This is a genomic window from Methylobacterium sp. 1A (assembly GCF_058072805.1).
In genome coordinates this window covers 400,514-414,962 of record NZ_JBYQVE010000001.1, presented here as the reverse complement: position 1 = coordinate 414,962, position 14,449 = coordinate 400,514, and the positions used below count along the sequence as shown (strand labels likewise).

Here is a 14,449-nt window from a genome sequence, read left to right as displayed (position 1 = left end):
CTGCCCGGACACCCGGGCACGCCTCAGGCGTTGTCGCCCCGGATCGCCGCGATGACCGCGTCGGTGACCTGACGGGTCGTCGCCGTGCCGCCGAGGTCCGGCGTGTGCAGGTTCGGATCCGCGGTGACCCGCTCGACCGCGCGCATCAGCCGGTCGGCCGCCGGCTTCTCGCCGAGGTGCTCCAGCATCTGGCACGCCGTCCAGAAGGTCGCGACCGGGTTGGCGATGCCCTTGCCGGCGATGTCGAAGGCCGAGCCGTGGATCGGCTCGAACATCGACGGGTAGGTCCGCTCCGGGTTGATGTTGGCGGTCGGCGCGATGCCGAGCGACCCGGCGAGCGCCGCCGCGAGGTCCGACAGGATGTCCGCGTGCAGGTTCGTCGCCACGATCGTGTCGAGGGTCTCGGGCTTCGTCACCATGCGCATCGTCATGGCGTCGACCAGCATCTTGTCCCAGGTCACGTCCGGGAAGTCCTTCGCGACCGCGGCGGCGATCTCGTCCCACATCACCATGGCGTGGCGCTGGGCATTGGACTTGGTGACCACGGTGAGCAGCTTGCGCGGACGGGAGCGGGCGAGCTCGAACGCGTAGCGGATGATCCGGTCGACCCCCGAGCGGGTCATCATCGAGACGTCGGTGGCGACCTCGTTGGGATGGCCCTGGTGGACCCGTCCGCCGACGCCGGCGTACTCGCCCTCCGAGTTCTCCCGCACGATCGCCCAGTCGAGTTCCGGACCCGAGACGTTGCGCAGCGGGCTGGTGATGCCCGGCAGGATCCGGGTCGGGCGGACGTTGGCGTACTGGTCGAAGGGCTGGCAGATCGCGAGCCGCAGGCCCCAGAGGGTGATGTGGTCGGGCACGTCCGGCGCCCCAACCGCGCCGAAGAAGATCGCGTCGTGGTTCCGGATCTGGTCACGGCCGTCGGCCGGCATCATCGCGCCGTGCCTCTTGTAGTAGTCCGAGCCCCAATCGAAATGGTCGAACTGGAAAGCGAAGGCGCCGGTCTTCTCGGCCAGCGCGTCGAGCACCTCGATGCCGGCGGCGATGACCTCGACGCCGATGCCGTCCGCGGGGATGGCCGCGATGGTGTAGGTCTTCGTCATGGGTGTCTTCTCGTGTGTCTTCGGGGGCGAGACGAGAAAGCGAGCGCGTGACGGTGGGCGCGGGCTCGGTGTCCGGATCGGGACGTGTAACGTTTTGTGACACTGTGCAGTTTCGCGTTGCCGTGCCGCCGGCCGCCCCTATGCTCGCCCCATGCACGAGGGCACCACCATCGCCATCGTCGAGGACGATCCCGACATCCGCGCCCTGCTCGCCGGCTACCTGGAGGGCGAGGGGTTCCGCGCCGTCGCCCTCGACGGCGGCGCGGCCCTCGACCGCCTGATCGCGGCGGGCCCCGCGCCCGACCTCGTCGTCCTCGACTGGATGCTGCCCGGCGAGGACGGCCTCTCCATCTGCCGCCGCCTCCGCGACGCCGGTGGGCCGCCCGTCGTGATGCTGACCGCCAAGGACGAGGACATCGACCGGGTCCTCGGCCTGGAGATGGGCGCCGACGACTACGTCTCGAAGCCGTTCAACCCGCGGGTCCTGCTGGCCCGGATCCGCGCGGTCCTGCGACGGGCCCATGGCGCCGGCGGCCATCCCGCCGCGGCCGCCTCCGAGCGTCTCAGTGTCGCCGACCTCGTCGTCGATCTCGCGGCCCGCACCGTGATCACCGGCGATCCCGCCGCCGAGATCCCGCTGACCAGCGCCGAGTACGACCTGCTCCACTGCTTCGTCACCCGGCCGCAGCGGGTGCTCTCGCGCGACCAGCTCCTCGACTGGACCCGGGGCCGGACCGCCGACGCCTTCGACCGCACCATCGACGTCCAGGTCAGCCGCCTGCGGCACAAGCTCGACGCCTCGGGCAGTCAGGCCGCGTCCCTGCTCAAGACCGTGCGCAATGCCGGCTACATCCTGGCCGCTCCGGTCCGCTCCGGAACGCCGTGATGGGCCGCGTCGGGCTCCTCGGGCGCATCATGCTGCTCCTGCTCGGCGCCCTCTCCCTGCTCGTCCTCGCCACCGTGGCCCTGGATCACTGGCAGCGCCGGGAGGAGCGGCTGCCCTCGGGCTCGCGCTTCCCGCGGGTCGACCAGGCCGCCGGCATCATGACGCTGCTGCGCGACGCGGATTCCGCCCAGAGGCCGGCCATCCTGAAGGCGGTCAGCGGCGAGGTGCTGCGGGCCGAGATCGTCGACGCGCCGCCCGACACCGTCGACCTGATCCGCGAGCCCCGCCTGGAAACCCGGATCCGGCGGATGACGGCCGAGCCGGCCGACCGCGTCCAGGCCTACACCGACGCCGCCCTGCTGCGCCGCGGCGTCGATCCGGCCAACATCGCGCAGGCCGAGCGCGCCGGGCCGATCGGACGCCTCGCGCTGGCGACCTACCGGCTGCCCGACGGCCGGTACGCCGTGATCAGCGCGGCCGAGCATCATCGCTCGCTCATGCCGTGGCTGTTCGGCCAGCCGCTGAGCCTCTGGGTGGCTGTGCTCGGCGCCGCGGCGGCCGGTCTCGTCCTGGTCGGCACGCGCCACGAACTCGCGCCGCTGCGCCGCCTGACCGACGCGGTCTCCCGGTTCGACGGCCGCGCCCCGGAGCGGGTGAGCGCGCCCCGGGGGGCGCCCGAGATCCGGCGTCTCGCCCAGGCGGTGCAGGGCATGCAGCAGCGGATCGCCGGCCTCATGGCCGAGCGCTCGCTGCTGATCGGCGCCATCTCGCACGACCTCAAAACCTACCTGACGCGGCTGCGCCTCCGCGCCGAGGTGGTGGCGGAGCCGCTGCTCCGGGACAAGCTCGTGGCGGATCTCGACGCCATGACCGAGCTGATCGAGGCGTCCCTGGGGTTCGCCCGCGGCACTGCCGTCGAGGCGACCCGGGCGCCGGTGGATCTCGCCGATCTCGTCGCCGTCGAGGTGGCCGAGCACGCCGCCCAGGGCGCCACGATCAGCCTGACCGGCGAGGAGGTGCGGGACGCCACCGTGGCCGGCGACGCGGTCGCCCTGCGCCGGGTCGTGGCCAACCTGATCGGGAACGCCGTCAAGTTCGGACGCTCCTCGGTGGCGGTGGCGGTGAGCCGGGCCGGGACGGTGTGCCGGATCGTCGTCGAGGATGACGGGCCGGGCATTCCCGAGGCGGAGCGGACGGCGGTGTTCAGCCCGTACTACCGGGTCGAGCGCTCGCGCAGCCGGCAGACCGGCGGGACAGGCCTGGGCCTCGCCATCAGCCGGCAGATCGCCGAGGCCCACGGCGGCACGGTGGTGGCGGAGGCCGGCGCGGACGGCGGCGCGCGGCTCGTCGTGACCCTGCCGAGCCTGTCCTGAAGGCGGCCCGCAACGGGCCCGCAACCGGCCGTTACACATCGTTACAGGACGGCGCTCCCCGGTCACATCCGGGCAGCGCGCGTGGACGAACCTTCGCTCACACGCCGCGGCGGATCCTCCGTCCCGGCGGCGGCAGCCGGCCCCGGGCCGCGCTGACCGATCGAGCAGAAGGAGATCACCGATGCTGAAGGTTCTCGCTCCCGCCGCCCTCCTCGTGAGCCTCGCGGTGCCCGCCTCGGCGCTGCCGCTGGTGCAGGACGCCGTCTCCGACAGCGCCGACGGCGCCCGGATCATCCAGGTCTACGGCGGCTGCGGTCCCTACGGCCATCGCGGCCCGTACGGCGGCTGCCGCACCGGCGGCCAGTGGGGCGGCTACATCCGCGGCCGCTCGTGCCCGGCGGGCTTCCACATCGGCCCCTACGGCCGCCGCTGCTGGCCGAACTGAGACGCCGGGACGCTCGATCGCGTCCCCCGTTCCGCGTCCGGCCCCGCGGCCGGACTCCCGTGGAGACACTCCCGGAGTTGGGTCATGATCCGCACTCTCGTCCTGCCCGTGGCGCTCGCCGCGGGGGTCCTGTTGGCCGGCTCGAGCGCCGAGGCGCGCGACGGCTGCGGGCCCGGCTTCCACCGCAACGTCTACGGCTGGTGCCGGCCGAATCTGGGCTACAGGCCGTTCGTCTACGTCCCGGTCTATCCGCGCGTCGGCTACCGGTGGCACTACGGGTACCGCTGGCACCGACGCTTCGCGTGGGGCGGCGGCTATCGCTGGGGCGGCTTCCGCCATGCCGGCTGGCATGGGGGATGGCATGGGGGATGGCGCGGCGGCTGGCATCGGGGCTGGCACGGTGGCTGGCACGGGGGCTGGCACCACGGCGGCTGGCACCATCGCTGGTGACCCCGTGCCGGATCCGGCCGCGCCCGTCCCCTACGGCAGGACGAGCCCCGACGCCGCGTAGGTCAGGGCCGCGACCAGGGCCGCGGCCGGCATCGTGATCACCCAGGCGATCACGATGCCCTGCGCGACGTTCCAGCGGACCGCCGAGACCCGGCGGGCGGCGCCGACGCCGACGATGGCGCCCGTGATCGTGTGGGTGGTCGAGACCGGGATGCCGAAGGCCGTCGCAGCGAACAGCGTCGCGGCGCCGCCGGACTCGGCGCAGAACCCCTGCATGGGCGACAGCCGCGTGATCTTCGACCCCATCGTGTGGACGATGCGCCAGCCGCCCATCAGGGTGCCGAGGGCCATGGCGGTCTGGCAGGAGAGCACCACCCAGAGGGGCACGTGGAACGCCCCGCTCTCGCCGTGGGCGTAGAGCAGGGCCGCGATGATGCCCATGGTCTTCTGGGCGTCGTTGCCGCCGTGGCCGAGGGAGTAGAGCGAGGCCGAGACGAACTGGAGGCCCCGGAACAGGCGGTCCACGGCGTGCGGCGTCGAGCGGACGAAGATCCACGAGACCGCCAGCATCAGCAGCAGCCCGAGGGCGAAGCCCAGGGCCGGCGAGAGGACGATGGCGGCGCTGGTGGCGATGACGCCGGGCCAGACGATCACGCCGACCCCCGCCTTGGCGATGCCGGCGCCGAGCAGGCCCCCGATCAGGGCGTGGGAGCTGGAGGACGGGATGCCGGCGTACCACGTGACCAGGTTCCACGTGATGGCGCCGCCGAGCGCGCCCATGATGACCCGGTCGTCCACCGTGGCGACGTCGATGATGCCCGAGCCGACCGTGCCGGCGACGTGCAGGCCGAAGACCAGGAAGGCCACGAAGTTGAAGAACGCCGCCCAGAACACGGCGTAACGGGGCGCCAGCACCCGCGTCGACACGATCGTGGCGATGGAGTTCGCGGCGTCGTGCAGCCCGTTCAGGAAGTCGAAGACCAGGGCGAGGACGATGAGGACGACGAGGAGCGTCACGCGGCGACCTGCGGCTCAGACATGTTCGACGACGATGCTGCTGATCTGGTTCGCCACGTCCTCGAACCGGTCCATGACCTTCTCCAGGTGGCCGTACAGCTCGGACCCCACGAGGAAGGCCATGGGGTCCCGCCCCGAGGCCTTGAACAGGGCCTTCAGCCCGTCATTGTGCAGGTCGTCGGCCCGCCCCTCCAGCTCGATGACGCGCTCGGTCAGGCTGTTCAGCGCGGCGGCGTTCTCGCCGAGGGCCCGCAGCTTCGGCAGCGCCTCGGCGGTGACCTGCGCGGCCTCCTGGATGACCGCGCCCATCTCGCGCATCGCCGGCTCGAAGGTGGTCACCTCGAAGAGCTGGACCGCCTTGGCGGTCTTGAGCATCTGGTCGATGGCGTCGTCGAGGGAGCCGACCAGGGCCTGGATGTCGCCGCGGTCGAACGGGGTGATGAAGGTCCGGCGGACCGCCAGCAGCGCCTCGCGGGTGATCCCGTCGGCCGCGTCCTCGTGGGCCGCGATCGCCGCGTAGGCAGCCGGGACGGCCTGAGTCCCGTCGAGAAGTCCTCGCAGGGCGGCCGCGCCGTCCTCGAGCGTCCGCGCGTGACGCTCGAAGAGATCGAAGAACCGGTCCTCCCGCGGCATCAGGGCGCGAAACCAAGCCAGCATGGCGTGTCCGGATCGAGAGGTCGGCGCGGCGGCCGGGTGCGACGACACCCGGCAGGCACAACGGGCGAGAGCGCCGACCCGATCCGGGAGCCGGCAAACAATCTGCCAGCGGGGCGGCGCCGGCCGGCGCCGCTCAGCGGACCGGGCTGGCGGCGGCGTGGAGCCAGCCGAAATCCACCGGGTAGCCGAGCCCGTGCAGCATCTTGACCCGCTTCCAGGAGGCCGACCGCGCCGCGGCCGCGTCCTGCCCGGCGTCGATCTCGGCGCTCTCCATCTCCTGGAGCTCGCGGGTCAGCGACTCGCGCAGGCCTGCGGCCTTCATGTTGCCGAGCGCGGCGGTGAAGGCCTGCTCGGCGATCCGAACCTGATCACAAATCTGACGCACGCTCATCAGTACCGATCCCTCCAGCCCGGCGTGAACACTGCATTTCCGCAGTGAACAGGTAGCTATCACGCGAGCCGGCGGCGGGAGATGTACGTCTTTGGTGCAGCGCTAGTCACCGCATGGGGAGCAGGCCGGGGCGCCGCATCGTCCGCGGCGGACGCGCCCAGCGCCGCTTGCGCCCGAAGGTGCGGCGCGGATCGGCGAGGCGCGCGTCCATCTCCATCTTGCGACCCAACCGCGGCTGGACGCTGGCGCCGATCGCCACCAGCGCGGCCGAACCGATCAGCGCGACGAGTACCGCACCCCAGAACACGCTCTCGAACATCAGGCACTCCCGGTCTGGAGCCCCGCCGCGGACCGTTCCGGACTGCGGACGATTGCTGATGAAGCTAGACCATTCCCGCGAATGTAATCAACGCCCTGTATCGCCCCGTATTCAACTGTCGACAACTGATTGCGCCCACCCGCGACGCCCGCGCGCGTGGCGGGCGTCCCGTCCTTGCGCGGGATCAATGCGCGCGCCGCCCCGGTCTCCCAAGATCCCCGCGCCCAACCGGAGCCCGGACCATGCGCCTCTATCGCGTCACCTTCTACAAGACCGTCGCGGATGATACCGGCCACGAGCACCGGGTGCGGCAGCGCGCGATCCTGGTCCGGGCGCCGTCGGAGGTGTCGGCCGTCTGGCAGGCCAAGGCGCTGCTCTGCGCGGGGGCCCGGGTGGTCGACTGGCGCCTGCGCGCCGACAGCTGCGAGGTCGCCGCCCTGCCGGCCGCCGCGTAGGTCGACCGGACCTGCGGGCACCGGGACCGGCCCGGATCCGCGCCGGCCATCGACGTCTCACCCGAGCCCGTCCCACTCGCTTCCGGGACGTGCGGGTGGATCCGAGACGACGGGGTGCGGCCTCCGCGCTCGGCCTCGTGACCGGGACCGCGCCCCGGCCGCAACGTCAGCGGGTGCGGCACCGCACGCCGCGGGACCGGGCCCGTCCTGCTGCGGCCCCATTCCGCTGCGACACGGCCCCGGTCGGCGAGGCGATCGCCAGCGCCCGCTCCCTCTGCCTCGCGGTGGCGGCGACGATCCCGACGCCGGCCCCCCGCTCCCCGCCGAGCCCGCCTCGGCGGGCCGGGCCGATCGGGGCGGATTTTACCAAGCGTTCATCCTCCGGGTGTCCGATCCGGAGGGTCACAGGCGGGAAAGCGGAAGCGATGCCGAGCGAGACGAACCGAGCGATTCAGGATTCCCCGGCGCAGGAGCCGATCCTGGAACTGTGGCGCATCCTCGCCCTGGCGCTCATCGTCGCGGCCGGCATGCTGTTCGTCCATCTGGTCGTTCCCGCCGAGGCCGACGCGGCCCCGGTCGCCACGGCGCAGATCGCGGGCGCCCAGATCCTGCGGTGACGGGCACGGCCTGACAGGCGACCCCGACGCGGCGCCCGAGCCGCCCCCGGCCGCCCCGCCTACTCGCCGCGCGCCGCGCCGAGCCCGGCCTGATCCAGCGCACTCGCGGCCGCCCTCAGCTCGCGCCGGGCTTCGGCGATCGCCGTCGCCTTCTCGGCGCCCTGCGCGTTCAGGGCCTCCAGGAAGGCGGTCCAGTCCGCGCGGGCACTGCTCGGGATCTGGCCGTCGAGCTTCTGGCGCAGCAGGGCGACGCGGCCCTCGGGCGTCGCGACCGTCGGGGCCGCGGCGTCGGCGTCGTACACGCCGACCGCGCAGGTCTGGTCCCCGGCCCGGGTGTAGTAGGTGGTCTTGGGCTCCTCGACGGTGCTGCCCGGCTTGGGGAACAGGTAGCGGATCACCGAGATCTGGCCGGGCCTGGCCGTGTCCAGCATCGTGCGGATGAAGTGGTGGCCGGTCCGGTCGTGCAGGTCGCGGACGTCGTGCCCCTTCAGGATCGGGTTCGGGTGGGCGGTCATGACGCCGTCCGCATCGATACAGAACACGTAGGTGTCGGCGGTGCGGAACCCGCGCGTGCCGTCGGTGAAGTCCTGGAGCGCCCGGGTCCGGTCGGCTTTCAGGGCCCGATCGACGCGGCCGAGCATCCAGGAGGCGAAGCCATTCGGGCTCGGATCGCCGCAGGATACCGGAGCCTCACCGTCACCGCAGGCCCGGGCCGGCGCGACCGGTCCCAGTCCGAGCAGCGCGAGGATCGCCAGTCTCGAAGCCCTGGACGCCATCGGCCTCTCCCGCTTTCAACATGACGTGTCGAACCGGTGGAATGAGAGACCTGTCAGCCTGAACCGGTCATCACCCGAACAAGGGATGACAGGGCGAGAGACGCCGCACTGCCTCACTGCATCGGCAGCGGCACCGCCTCCACGGCGACGTCGCCGATGCCCCGGGCGGCGAGGGCCGCGCGCAGGGCGTCAGTCAGGCAGGTGCCGGCCGTGAAGGCGCCGAGCGCCGAGCCGTGCCGGTCCGCCTCGCGGGGGAGGGGGCCGATCAGCTGCACGACGCGCCGGGCGATGGCGGGCGCCGGGTCGATCCAGGTCACCGGCCAGGGCGCGACCGCCTGGAGGCGCGGCAGCAGCAGCGGATAGTGGGTGCAGGCGAGGCAGACCACGTCGGTGCGCCGCCCGTCCGCCTCGGTGACGAAGCAGGGGGCGATCTCGGCGGCGAGGGTGGCGTCGTCAACCGGCGCGCCCGCGAGCTCGGTCTCCGCGAAGCCGGCGAGGTTCTGCGAGCCGACCAGCGTCACCGCGCAGGAGCCCGCGTAGGTCGCGATCAGGTCGTGGGTGTAGGAGCGCGCCACCGTGCCGGGCGTCGCCAGCAGGGTCACGAGCCGCGAGCGCGTCGCCTCGGCGGCGGGCTTGATCGGCGGGACCACCCCCACGAAGGGCGTCGTGAAGCGCTGGCGCAGCGCCGGGAGCACCAGCGTCGAGGCGGTGTTGCAGGCGATGACCACGAGGTCGGGCCGGTGGGTCGCGACCAGCCGCTCCATCACGGTGAGGACGCGGGCGACGAGGGTCGCCTCCGAGAGCCGGCCGTACGGGAAGGCGGCGTCGTCGCCAACATAGACGTAGCGGGCATCCGGGCGGGCGCGCCGCACCGCGTCGAGGACGGTCAGGCCGCCGAGGCCGGAATCGAACACCAGGATGGTCGGCTCTGCGGCGCAGCGCAGAGCGGCGGCGGACAGGCTGGCCCCGGCCATCAGATCGATCCGCATGAGAACCCCGGACTCCTCGAAGAGCGTCCCAAAATCTCGGCAGCGAGGGTTAAGGCGGTGTCACTGCGGCGAGAGAAAGACCCGTGATCCCCAACCCGTTCCGTTAACCGGCGCGCCGACGCGGCGAAGAGGCCCGGTGGGCCGAGCGGCGACCGCGCGCCGACCAGGCGCACGCGAAGCCGCCGCGTCCGCTCTTGCAGAGGTTGTCGGAACACGGCCGGAACATATCTTCTGCGCGCCGGCCGGGGTCGAGAAGACGGTTCTCGGTCAGGCCCGAAAAAAGGGATCATCGTCATGGCAGCGACAGCCGCACTGCGCCCGGACGAGAGACGCGACCCCGCGGCACCGGCCTTCCCGCCGCCGCACGTCACGGCCAGGCCGATCGACCGGGCCGCCTGGATCGCCGCCTACCGGCAGGTCCGGAGCGAGACCGAGCGCCGCGCCGCGCCGCTCTCGCCGGAAGACCAGCAGGTCCAGTCGATGGCCGATGCCAGCCCGACCAAGTGGCACCGGGCGCACGTCACGTGGTTCTTCGAGCAGTTCCTGCTGCGGGAGCACCTGCCGGGCTACGCGATCTACGACGCGCGGCTGCACTACCTGTTCAACTCGTACTACGTGGCGGCCGGTCCCCGTCAGCCGCGCATCCAGCGCGGCATGATCACCCGCCCGACCATGGCGGAGGTCGCGGCCTACCGCGCCCATATCGACCGGGCGGTCGAGGCCCTGCTGGGCCAGGCCTCCGAGCGCGCGCTCGAGGCAGTGCTGCCGATCCTGGAGATCGGCCTCTACCACGAGCAGCAGCACCAGGAGCTCCTCCTCACCGACATCCTGCACGCCTTCGCGCAGAACCCGCTGAACCCGGCCTACGACCCGGACTGGCGCTTCCCGAAGGCGGCGGCGCAGGCCGGCCAGGTCACCCTCGACCGCGCGATCGCGTGGATCGGGCATGCGGGCGAGGGGTTCTCGTTCGACAACGAGTCGCCCCGGCACGAGACGCTGATCCCGGCCGGCCGCCTCGACCGGGCGCTGGTGACGAACCGCCAGTGGCTCGCCTTCATGGAGGATGGCGGCTACGCCAAGCCGGAGCTGTGGCTCTCCGACGGCTGGTATGCCGGGCCGGCGGAGGGCTGGGAGGCCCCCGGCTACTGGCGCCGGGACGGGGAGGGGTGGGCGACCATGACGCTGGGCGGCGAGCGCCCGGTGGATCTCGACGCCCCTGTCACCCACGTCAGCTACTACGAGGCCGACGCCTACGCCCGCTGGGCCGGCCGCTTCCTGCCGACCGAGTTCGAGTGGGAGGTCGCGGCCCGCGACGGCAGTCTGCCGGACGCCTTCGGCCTCGTCTGGCAATGGACCCGCAGCGCCTACGTTCCCTACCCGGGGTACCGGCCGCTCCCGGGGGCGCTCGGCGAGTACAACGGCAAGTTCATGGCCAACCAGTTCGTGCTGCGGGGCTCGTCGGTGGCGACCCCCGAGGGCCATGCCCGGCTGCCGTACCGCAACTTCTTCTATCCGCACCAGCGCTGGCAGTTCACCGGCCTGCGCCTCGCCGACGCCGCCTGACGCGCCCCGGAGCCGCCCTTGACCATCAAGCCCACCTTCGCCGACGCGACGCCGGTCACGCTGGACGCGCCGCCGCTGAGCTTCCTCGACGACGTCCGCGCGGGCCTGTCCAAGCCCCAGAAGGCCCTGTCGCCGAAATACTTCTACGACGAGGCCGGGTCCGCGCTGTTCGAGGCGATCACCCGGCTCCCGGAATACTACCCGACCCGGACCGAGATCGGCATCCTCGACGCCTGCGGGCCCGAGATCGCCGCGCTGCTGCCGGCCCACGCGGCGCTGGTGGAGTTCGGCAGCGGCTCGACCGTGAAGCTGCGCCGTCTCCTGCGCCACCTCGACACCCTCGCGGCCTACGTGCCGGTGGACGTCTCCGGCGAGTTCCTGCGCGGTCAGGCGGAGGTCCTGCGGGGCGACTTCCCGGACCTGCGGGTCGAGCCGGTCGTGGCCGACTTCACCCGAGACTTCGACCTGCCGGACAGCCTGAACGGCCTGCCGCGCGCCGGGTTCTTCCCGGGCTCGACCATCGGCAACTTCGACCCGCACGAGGCCGAGGCGCTGCTGCGCCGGTTCGGGCGGATCCTGGGGCCGGGCGCCCACATGATCGTCGGCGTCGACCTCGTGAAGGACGCGGCGGTGCTGGAGGCCGCCTACGACGACGCGCAGGGCGTGACGGCGGCCTTCAACCTTAACCTCCTGACCCGGATCAACCGGGAACTCGCCGGCCGCTTCGAGCCCGGCGCGTTCAGCCACCGGGCGGTGTTCAACACCGACGCCTCGCGGATCGAGATGCATCTCGTCGCCCGCGACGCCCAGGCGGTGCGGGTCGGCGCCGACACCTTCGCGTTCGCGGCGGGCGAGACGATCCACACCGAGAGCAGCTACAAGTACACGCCGGCCACGTTCCGCGCGCTGACCGAGCGGGCGGGCTGGACGTGGCTGACGGTCTGGACCGACCCGGACCAGCTGTTCTCGGTCCACGCGCTCCGGCTGGACTGAGCGGGGCCGGGCGGGGCACGCGAACCCATGCGCTTCGGCCCGCGCTGGTTCCTGCTGGTGGCGCCCGCCCTGGGAGCCCTGGCGGGGCTCCTCTACGGGGTGATCTTCGGGATCGCCCCGCTGACCGGGACGGCGATCCGCGGCGCGATCATCGGCACGCCGATCCTGCTCTACGAGCGCCAGCTGCTGGCGCCGCGCCTGCGCGACCGCATCCGCGGCCTCGCGACGCCGCTGTTCCTTCTCGCCACCGTGGCGCTCTACATCGCGCTGATCGTGGTCGGGAACGCGGTCGCCAGCACGGTGCTCAACCAGCTGTTCCGCTTCATGTACAGCGAGCGGAACGCGATGCTGATGTCGCAGTCCGGCCTGCTCTACGCGCTCGGCATCTCGGCCCTGGTGGTGTTCGTGTTCCGGGTCCGCGACCTGATCGGCCCCGGCGTCTTCGCCAACCTGCTGATCGGGCGCTACCACCGGCCGATCAGCGAGGAGCGGATCTTCCTCTTCCTCGACGTGACCGGGTCGACGCGCTTCGCCGACCGCCACGGCGACAGGGCGGCGCAGGCCTATCTCGGGCAGGTGTTCAACGCCCTGGCGCTGCCGGTGGCGCGCGCCCGCGGCTCGATCGACGACTACGTCGGCGACCTCGCGCTGGTGACCTGGACGATGGAGCGGGGCCTGCGCGACGCCGCCTGCCTGCGCTGCGTCTTCGCGTTCCAGGAGCGCCTCGCCGCCGAGGCGGAGAGCTGGCGGGATCGCTTCGGGCAGGTGCCGCAGTTCCGCGCCGCGCTGCATTGCGGCCCGGTCGTGACCGCCGAGATCGGGCTGGAGCGGCACAAGATCGCGTATTTCGGCGACGTCGTGAACACGACGGCCCGGCTGGAGGCCCTGTCGAAGACCTTGGGGGTCGACGTCCTCGTCTCGGCCGACCTCCTCGCCCGGCTCGGCCCGCTGCCGGACGACCTCGTGGCGGAGGATCTCGGGGCCCACGCCCTGCGCGGCCGCGCCGAGCCCCTGGCGGTGGCGGCGATCCGGCGCCGGGCCGCCGTCGCGGCACCGGCGCGACCGCTTCCGAGCCGCGCCGCGACCGCCTGAACCGCCGCGGCGACGGGCCCGTCAGGCGCCGAGCGCCTTCAGCACCGCCCGGGCCGCGCGCTCGCCGTCGAGGGTCGCCCCGCCCACCGTCATGGCGCCGCCGCCCGCCAGCGCCTCCCCGGCGAAGAACACGCGCCCGCCGACCGGCGCGCGCAGGCGGTCGCGGGCCTCCGCGTGGCCGGGGGCGGCGATCGAGTAGGAGCCCCGTGCGTGCGGGTCCGTCCACCAGCCGGCGAGGCGCCCGGCCTGGACGGCGCTGCGGGCGCCGCCGCCGAGGACCGCGACCAGGCGCTCGGTGGCGAGCGCCACCGCCTCCGCCTCGCCGGCCCGGCACAGGTCGCGCGCGAGGTCGCCGCCCAGATTGGCCACCGCCAGGGACCGGCCGAAGGGCTGCATCTCGAAGTAGATCGTCGGGCCGCCCGTCGCCACCGAGACCGCGTCGCCGAGGTCGGCACCGTCGAGGCGCGCGGGGTCGAGGCGCAGGCCGATCTTGGTGTAGGCGCCCATCGACAGGCCGTCGAGCGCCGTCCGGGCGGCGTCCGGCAGGTCCGGCGCGAACGCCACGGCCCCGGCCTTCAGCACCCCGACCGGCACCGTGACGATGGCGGCGGCGGCCGCGATCGTGCCCCGCGCCGTCTCGACCCGGACCCCGCGGCCCGACCAGTCGATCGCCCGCACGGGGCAGCCGAGGCTGACCGGCAGGTCGGCGAAGTGCCGCGCCACGAGGTCGCCGTAGCCGTCGATCCAGAGGTCGGAGCCGGACCAGAGCCGGTCGTAGTCCACGGCCGAGACCCGCTCGGGATCCTCGCCGAGGGAGAGCCGGCTCAGGCCGGCCGCCGCCAGGGCGGCGTCGGGGCCGCCGGCCCGGGCCGCCTCCGCCAGGGACGGGTCGCCGCCCCTCGGGGCGAGCAGCGCGTCGAGGCCGGAGAAGCCGGCGCGCCGCTGCGCCGCCTCGGCGACGGTGGCGGGACGGCCGTCGACGACGAGCCGCCGCGCCCAGCCGTCCTCGCGAGCGACGTGCGCCCCGGCCGCCCGGGCGATGGGCGCCCAGGGATTGCGCTCGGCCCAGTGGATGTACTCGGCGCCGGCGTCGAACCGGCACGCGTCGCCGAGCGCCCGGTCGGTGAAGGCGCGGCCGCCGATCCGGTCCCGGACCTCGACGAGGGTGAAACTCTGCCCGGCCGCCCGCAGGAGGGCGGCGGCCGCGAGCCCCGCGGCCCCGGCGCCGACGACGACCACGGATCCGCCGCCGGCGCGGGCCCGGAGGGCCGGCATCGCCAGGAGGGGGGCGGCGAGCAGCGATCGACGGGTCGGTGTCATGGG

17 protein-coding genes are annotated in these 14,449 nt (G+C 73.2%); 9 read left to right on the top strand and 8 right to left on the bottom strand.

Annotation, left to right across the window (positions count from 1 at the left end; genetic code table 11):
* Window positions 1-23: 23 nt before the first annotated feature.
* The gene (locus tag ACX9MN_RS01975) at window positions 24-1,103 is read right to left on the bottom strand and encodes a tartrate dehydrogenase (protein WP_489723613.1); all 1,080 of its coding nucleotides are present in this window, start codon (window positions 1,101-1,103) and stop codon (window positions 24-26) included.
* 151 nt (window positions 1,104-1,254) lie between these two features.
* Between ACX9MN_RS01975 and ACX9MN_RS01970 the strand changes: the two genes are divergently transcribed.
* The 4 genes from ACX9MN_RS01970 (at window position 1,255) to ACX9MN_RS01955 (ending at window position 4,257) form a co-directional block, all read left to right on the top strand.
* Entirely contained in the window at window positions 1,255-1,989 is a 735-nt protein-coding gene (locus ACX9MN_RS01970) for a response regulator (protein ID WP_020095835.1), read from the top strand.
* A complete protein-coding gene (locus ACX9MN_RS01965) occupies window positions 1,989-3,362 on the top strand; it encodes a sensor histidine kinase (RefSeq protein ID WP_489723612.1) in 1,374 nt (457 codons plus the stop codon). The genes ACX9MN_RS01970 and ACX9MN_RS01965 overlap by 1 nt, the downstream gene beginning before the upstream one ends.
* Before the next feature lie 181 nt (window positions 3,363-3,543).
* On the top strand, window positions 3,544-3,807 hold the full coding sequence (locus tag ACX9MN_RS01960) for a GCG_CRPN prefix-to-repeats domain-containing protein (protein WP_489723611.1): 264 nt from the start codon (window positions 3,544-3,546) through the stop codon (window positions 3,805-3,807).
* Window positions 3,808-3,891: 84 nt separating this feature from the next.
* The gene (locus tag ACX9MN_RS01955) at window positions 3,892-4,257 is read left to right on the top strand and encodes a GCG_CRPN prefix-to-repeats domain-containing protein (RefSeq protein ID WP_489723610.1); all 366 of its coding nucleotides are present in this window, start codon (window positions 3,892-3,894) and stop codon (window positions 4,255-4,257) included.
* A 30-nt stretch (window positions 4,258-4,287) separates the two neighbouring features.
* Here ACX9MN_RS01955 and ACX9MN_RS01950 read toward each other — a convergent pair whose 3' ends face one another.
* The 4 genes from ACX9MN_RS01950 to ACX9MN_RS01935 all read right to left on the bottom strand — a co-directional run bounded on the left by ACX9MN_RS01950 (window position 4,288) and on the right by ACX9MN_RS01935 (window position 6,641).
* The gene (locus tag ACX9MN_RS01950; protein ID WP_489723609.1) at window positions 4,288-5,274 is read right to left on the bottom strand and encodes an inorganic phosphate transporter; all 987 of its coding nucleotides are present in this window, start codon (window positions 5,272-5,274) and stop codon (window positions 4,288-4,290) included.
* Between the two features lie 15 nt (window positions 5,275-5,289).
* Window positions 5,290-5,931, bottom strand: coding sequence for a DUF47 domain-containing protein (locus ACX9MN_RS01945; RefSeq protein ID WP_042673855.1), 642 nt, complete (start codon window positions 5,929-5,931; stop codon window positions 5,290-5,292).
* Between the two features lie 133 nt (window positions 5,932-6,064).
* Window positions 6,065-6,322, bottom strand: a complete 258-nt coding sequence (locus tag ACX9MN_RS01940) for a hypothetical protein (RefSeq protein ID WP_042673854.1) — start codon at window positions 6,320-6,322, stop codon at window positions 6,065-6,067.
* Between the two features lie 106 nt (window positions 6,323-6,428).
* A complete protein-coding gene (locus ACX9MN_RS01935; protein WP_020095828.1) occupies window positions 6,429-6,641 on the bottom strand; it encodes a hypothetical protein in 213 nt (70 codons plus the stop codon).
* A gap of 242 nt (window positions 6,642-6,883) precedes the next feature.
* On the opposite strand from ACX9MN_RS01935, the gene ACX9MN_RS01930 reads away from it, so the two are divergent.
* Window positions 6,884-7,096, top strand: a complete 213-nt coding sequence (locus tag ACX9MN_RS01930) for a hypothetical protein (protein ID WP_020095827.1) — start codon at window positions 6,884-6,886, stop codon at window positions 7,094-7,096.
* A 425-nt stretch (window positions 7,097-7,521) separates the two neighbouring features.
* Entirely contained in the window at window positions 7,522-7,713 is a 192-nt protein-coding gene (locus ACX9MN_RS01925) for a hypothetical protein (RefSeq protein ID WP_489723608.1), read from the top strand.
* Window positions 7,714-7,772: 59 nt separating this feature from the next.
* Here ACX9MN_RS01925 and ACX9MN_RS01920 read toward each other — a convergent pair whose 3' ends face one another.
* Window positions 7,773-8,489: a cache domain-containing protein gene (locus ACX9MN_RS01920; RefSeq protein ID WP_489723607.1), complete on the bottom strand. Its 717-nt coding sequence runs from the start codon at window positions 8,487-8,489 to the stop codon at window positions 7,773-7,775.
* Between the two features lie 113 nt (window positions 8,490-8,602).
* On the bottom strand, window positions 8,603-9,478 hold the full coding sequence (murI, locus tag ACX9MN_RS01915) for a glutamate racemase (protein ID WP_205833387.1): 876 nt from the start codon (window positions 9,476-9,478) through the stop codon (window positions 8,603-8,605).
* A gap of 294 nt (window positions 9,479-9,772) precedes the next feature.
* Here murI and egtB point away from each other — a divergent pair, with 294 nt between their 5' ends.
* Genes egtB through ACX9MN_RS01900 form a run of 3 tightly spaced genes read left to right on the top strand, consistent with a single transcriptional unit; the run spans window position 9,773 to window position 13,126 of the window.
* Window positions 9,773-11,041: an ergothioneine biosynthesis protein EgtB gene (egtB, locus tag ACX9MN_RS01910; RefSeq protein WP_056525387.1), complete on the top strand. Its 1,269-nt coding sequence runs from the start codon at window positions 9,773-9,775 to the stop codon at window positions 11,039-11,041.
* An 18-nt stretch (window positions 11,042-11,059) separates the two neighbouring features.
* Window positions 11,060-12,034, top strand: coding sequence for an L-histidine N(alpha)-methyltransferase (gene egtD, locus ACX9MN_RS01905; protein WP_489723606.1), 975 nt, complete (start codon window positions 11,060-11,062; stop codon window positions 12,032-12,034).
* A 27-nt stretch (window positions 12,035-12,061) separates the two neighbouring features.
* Window positions 12,062-13,126, top strand: a complete 1,065-nt coding sequence (locus tag ACX9MN_RS01900; RefSeq protein WP_056525392.1) for an adenylate/guanylate cyclase domain-containing protein — start codon at window positions 12,062-12,064, stop codon at window positions 13,124-13,126.
* Between the two features lie 21 nt (window positions 13,127-13,147).
* Here ACX9MN_RS01900 and ACX9MN_RS01895 read toward each other — a convergent pair whose 3' ends face one another.
* Window positions 13,148-14,446 (bottom strand): flavin monoamine oxidase family protein, encoded by a 1,299-nt coding sequence (locus tag ACX9MN_RS01895; protein WP_489723605.1) that lies wholly within the window; start codon window positions 14,444-14,446, stop codon window positions 13,148-13,150.
* Window positions 14,447-14,449 lie beyond the last annotated feature (3 nt).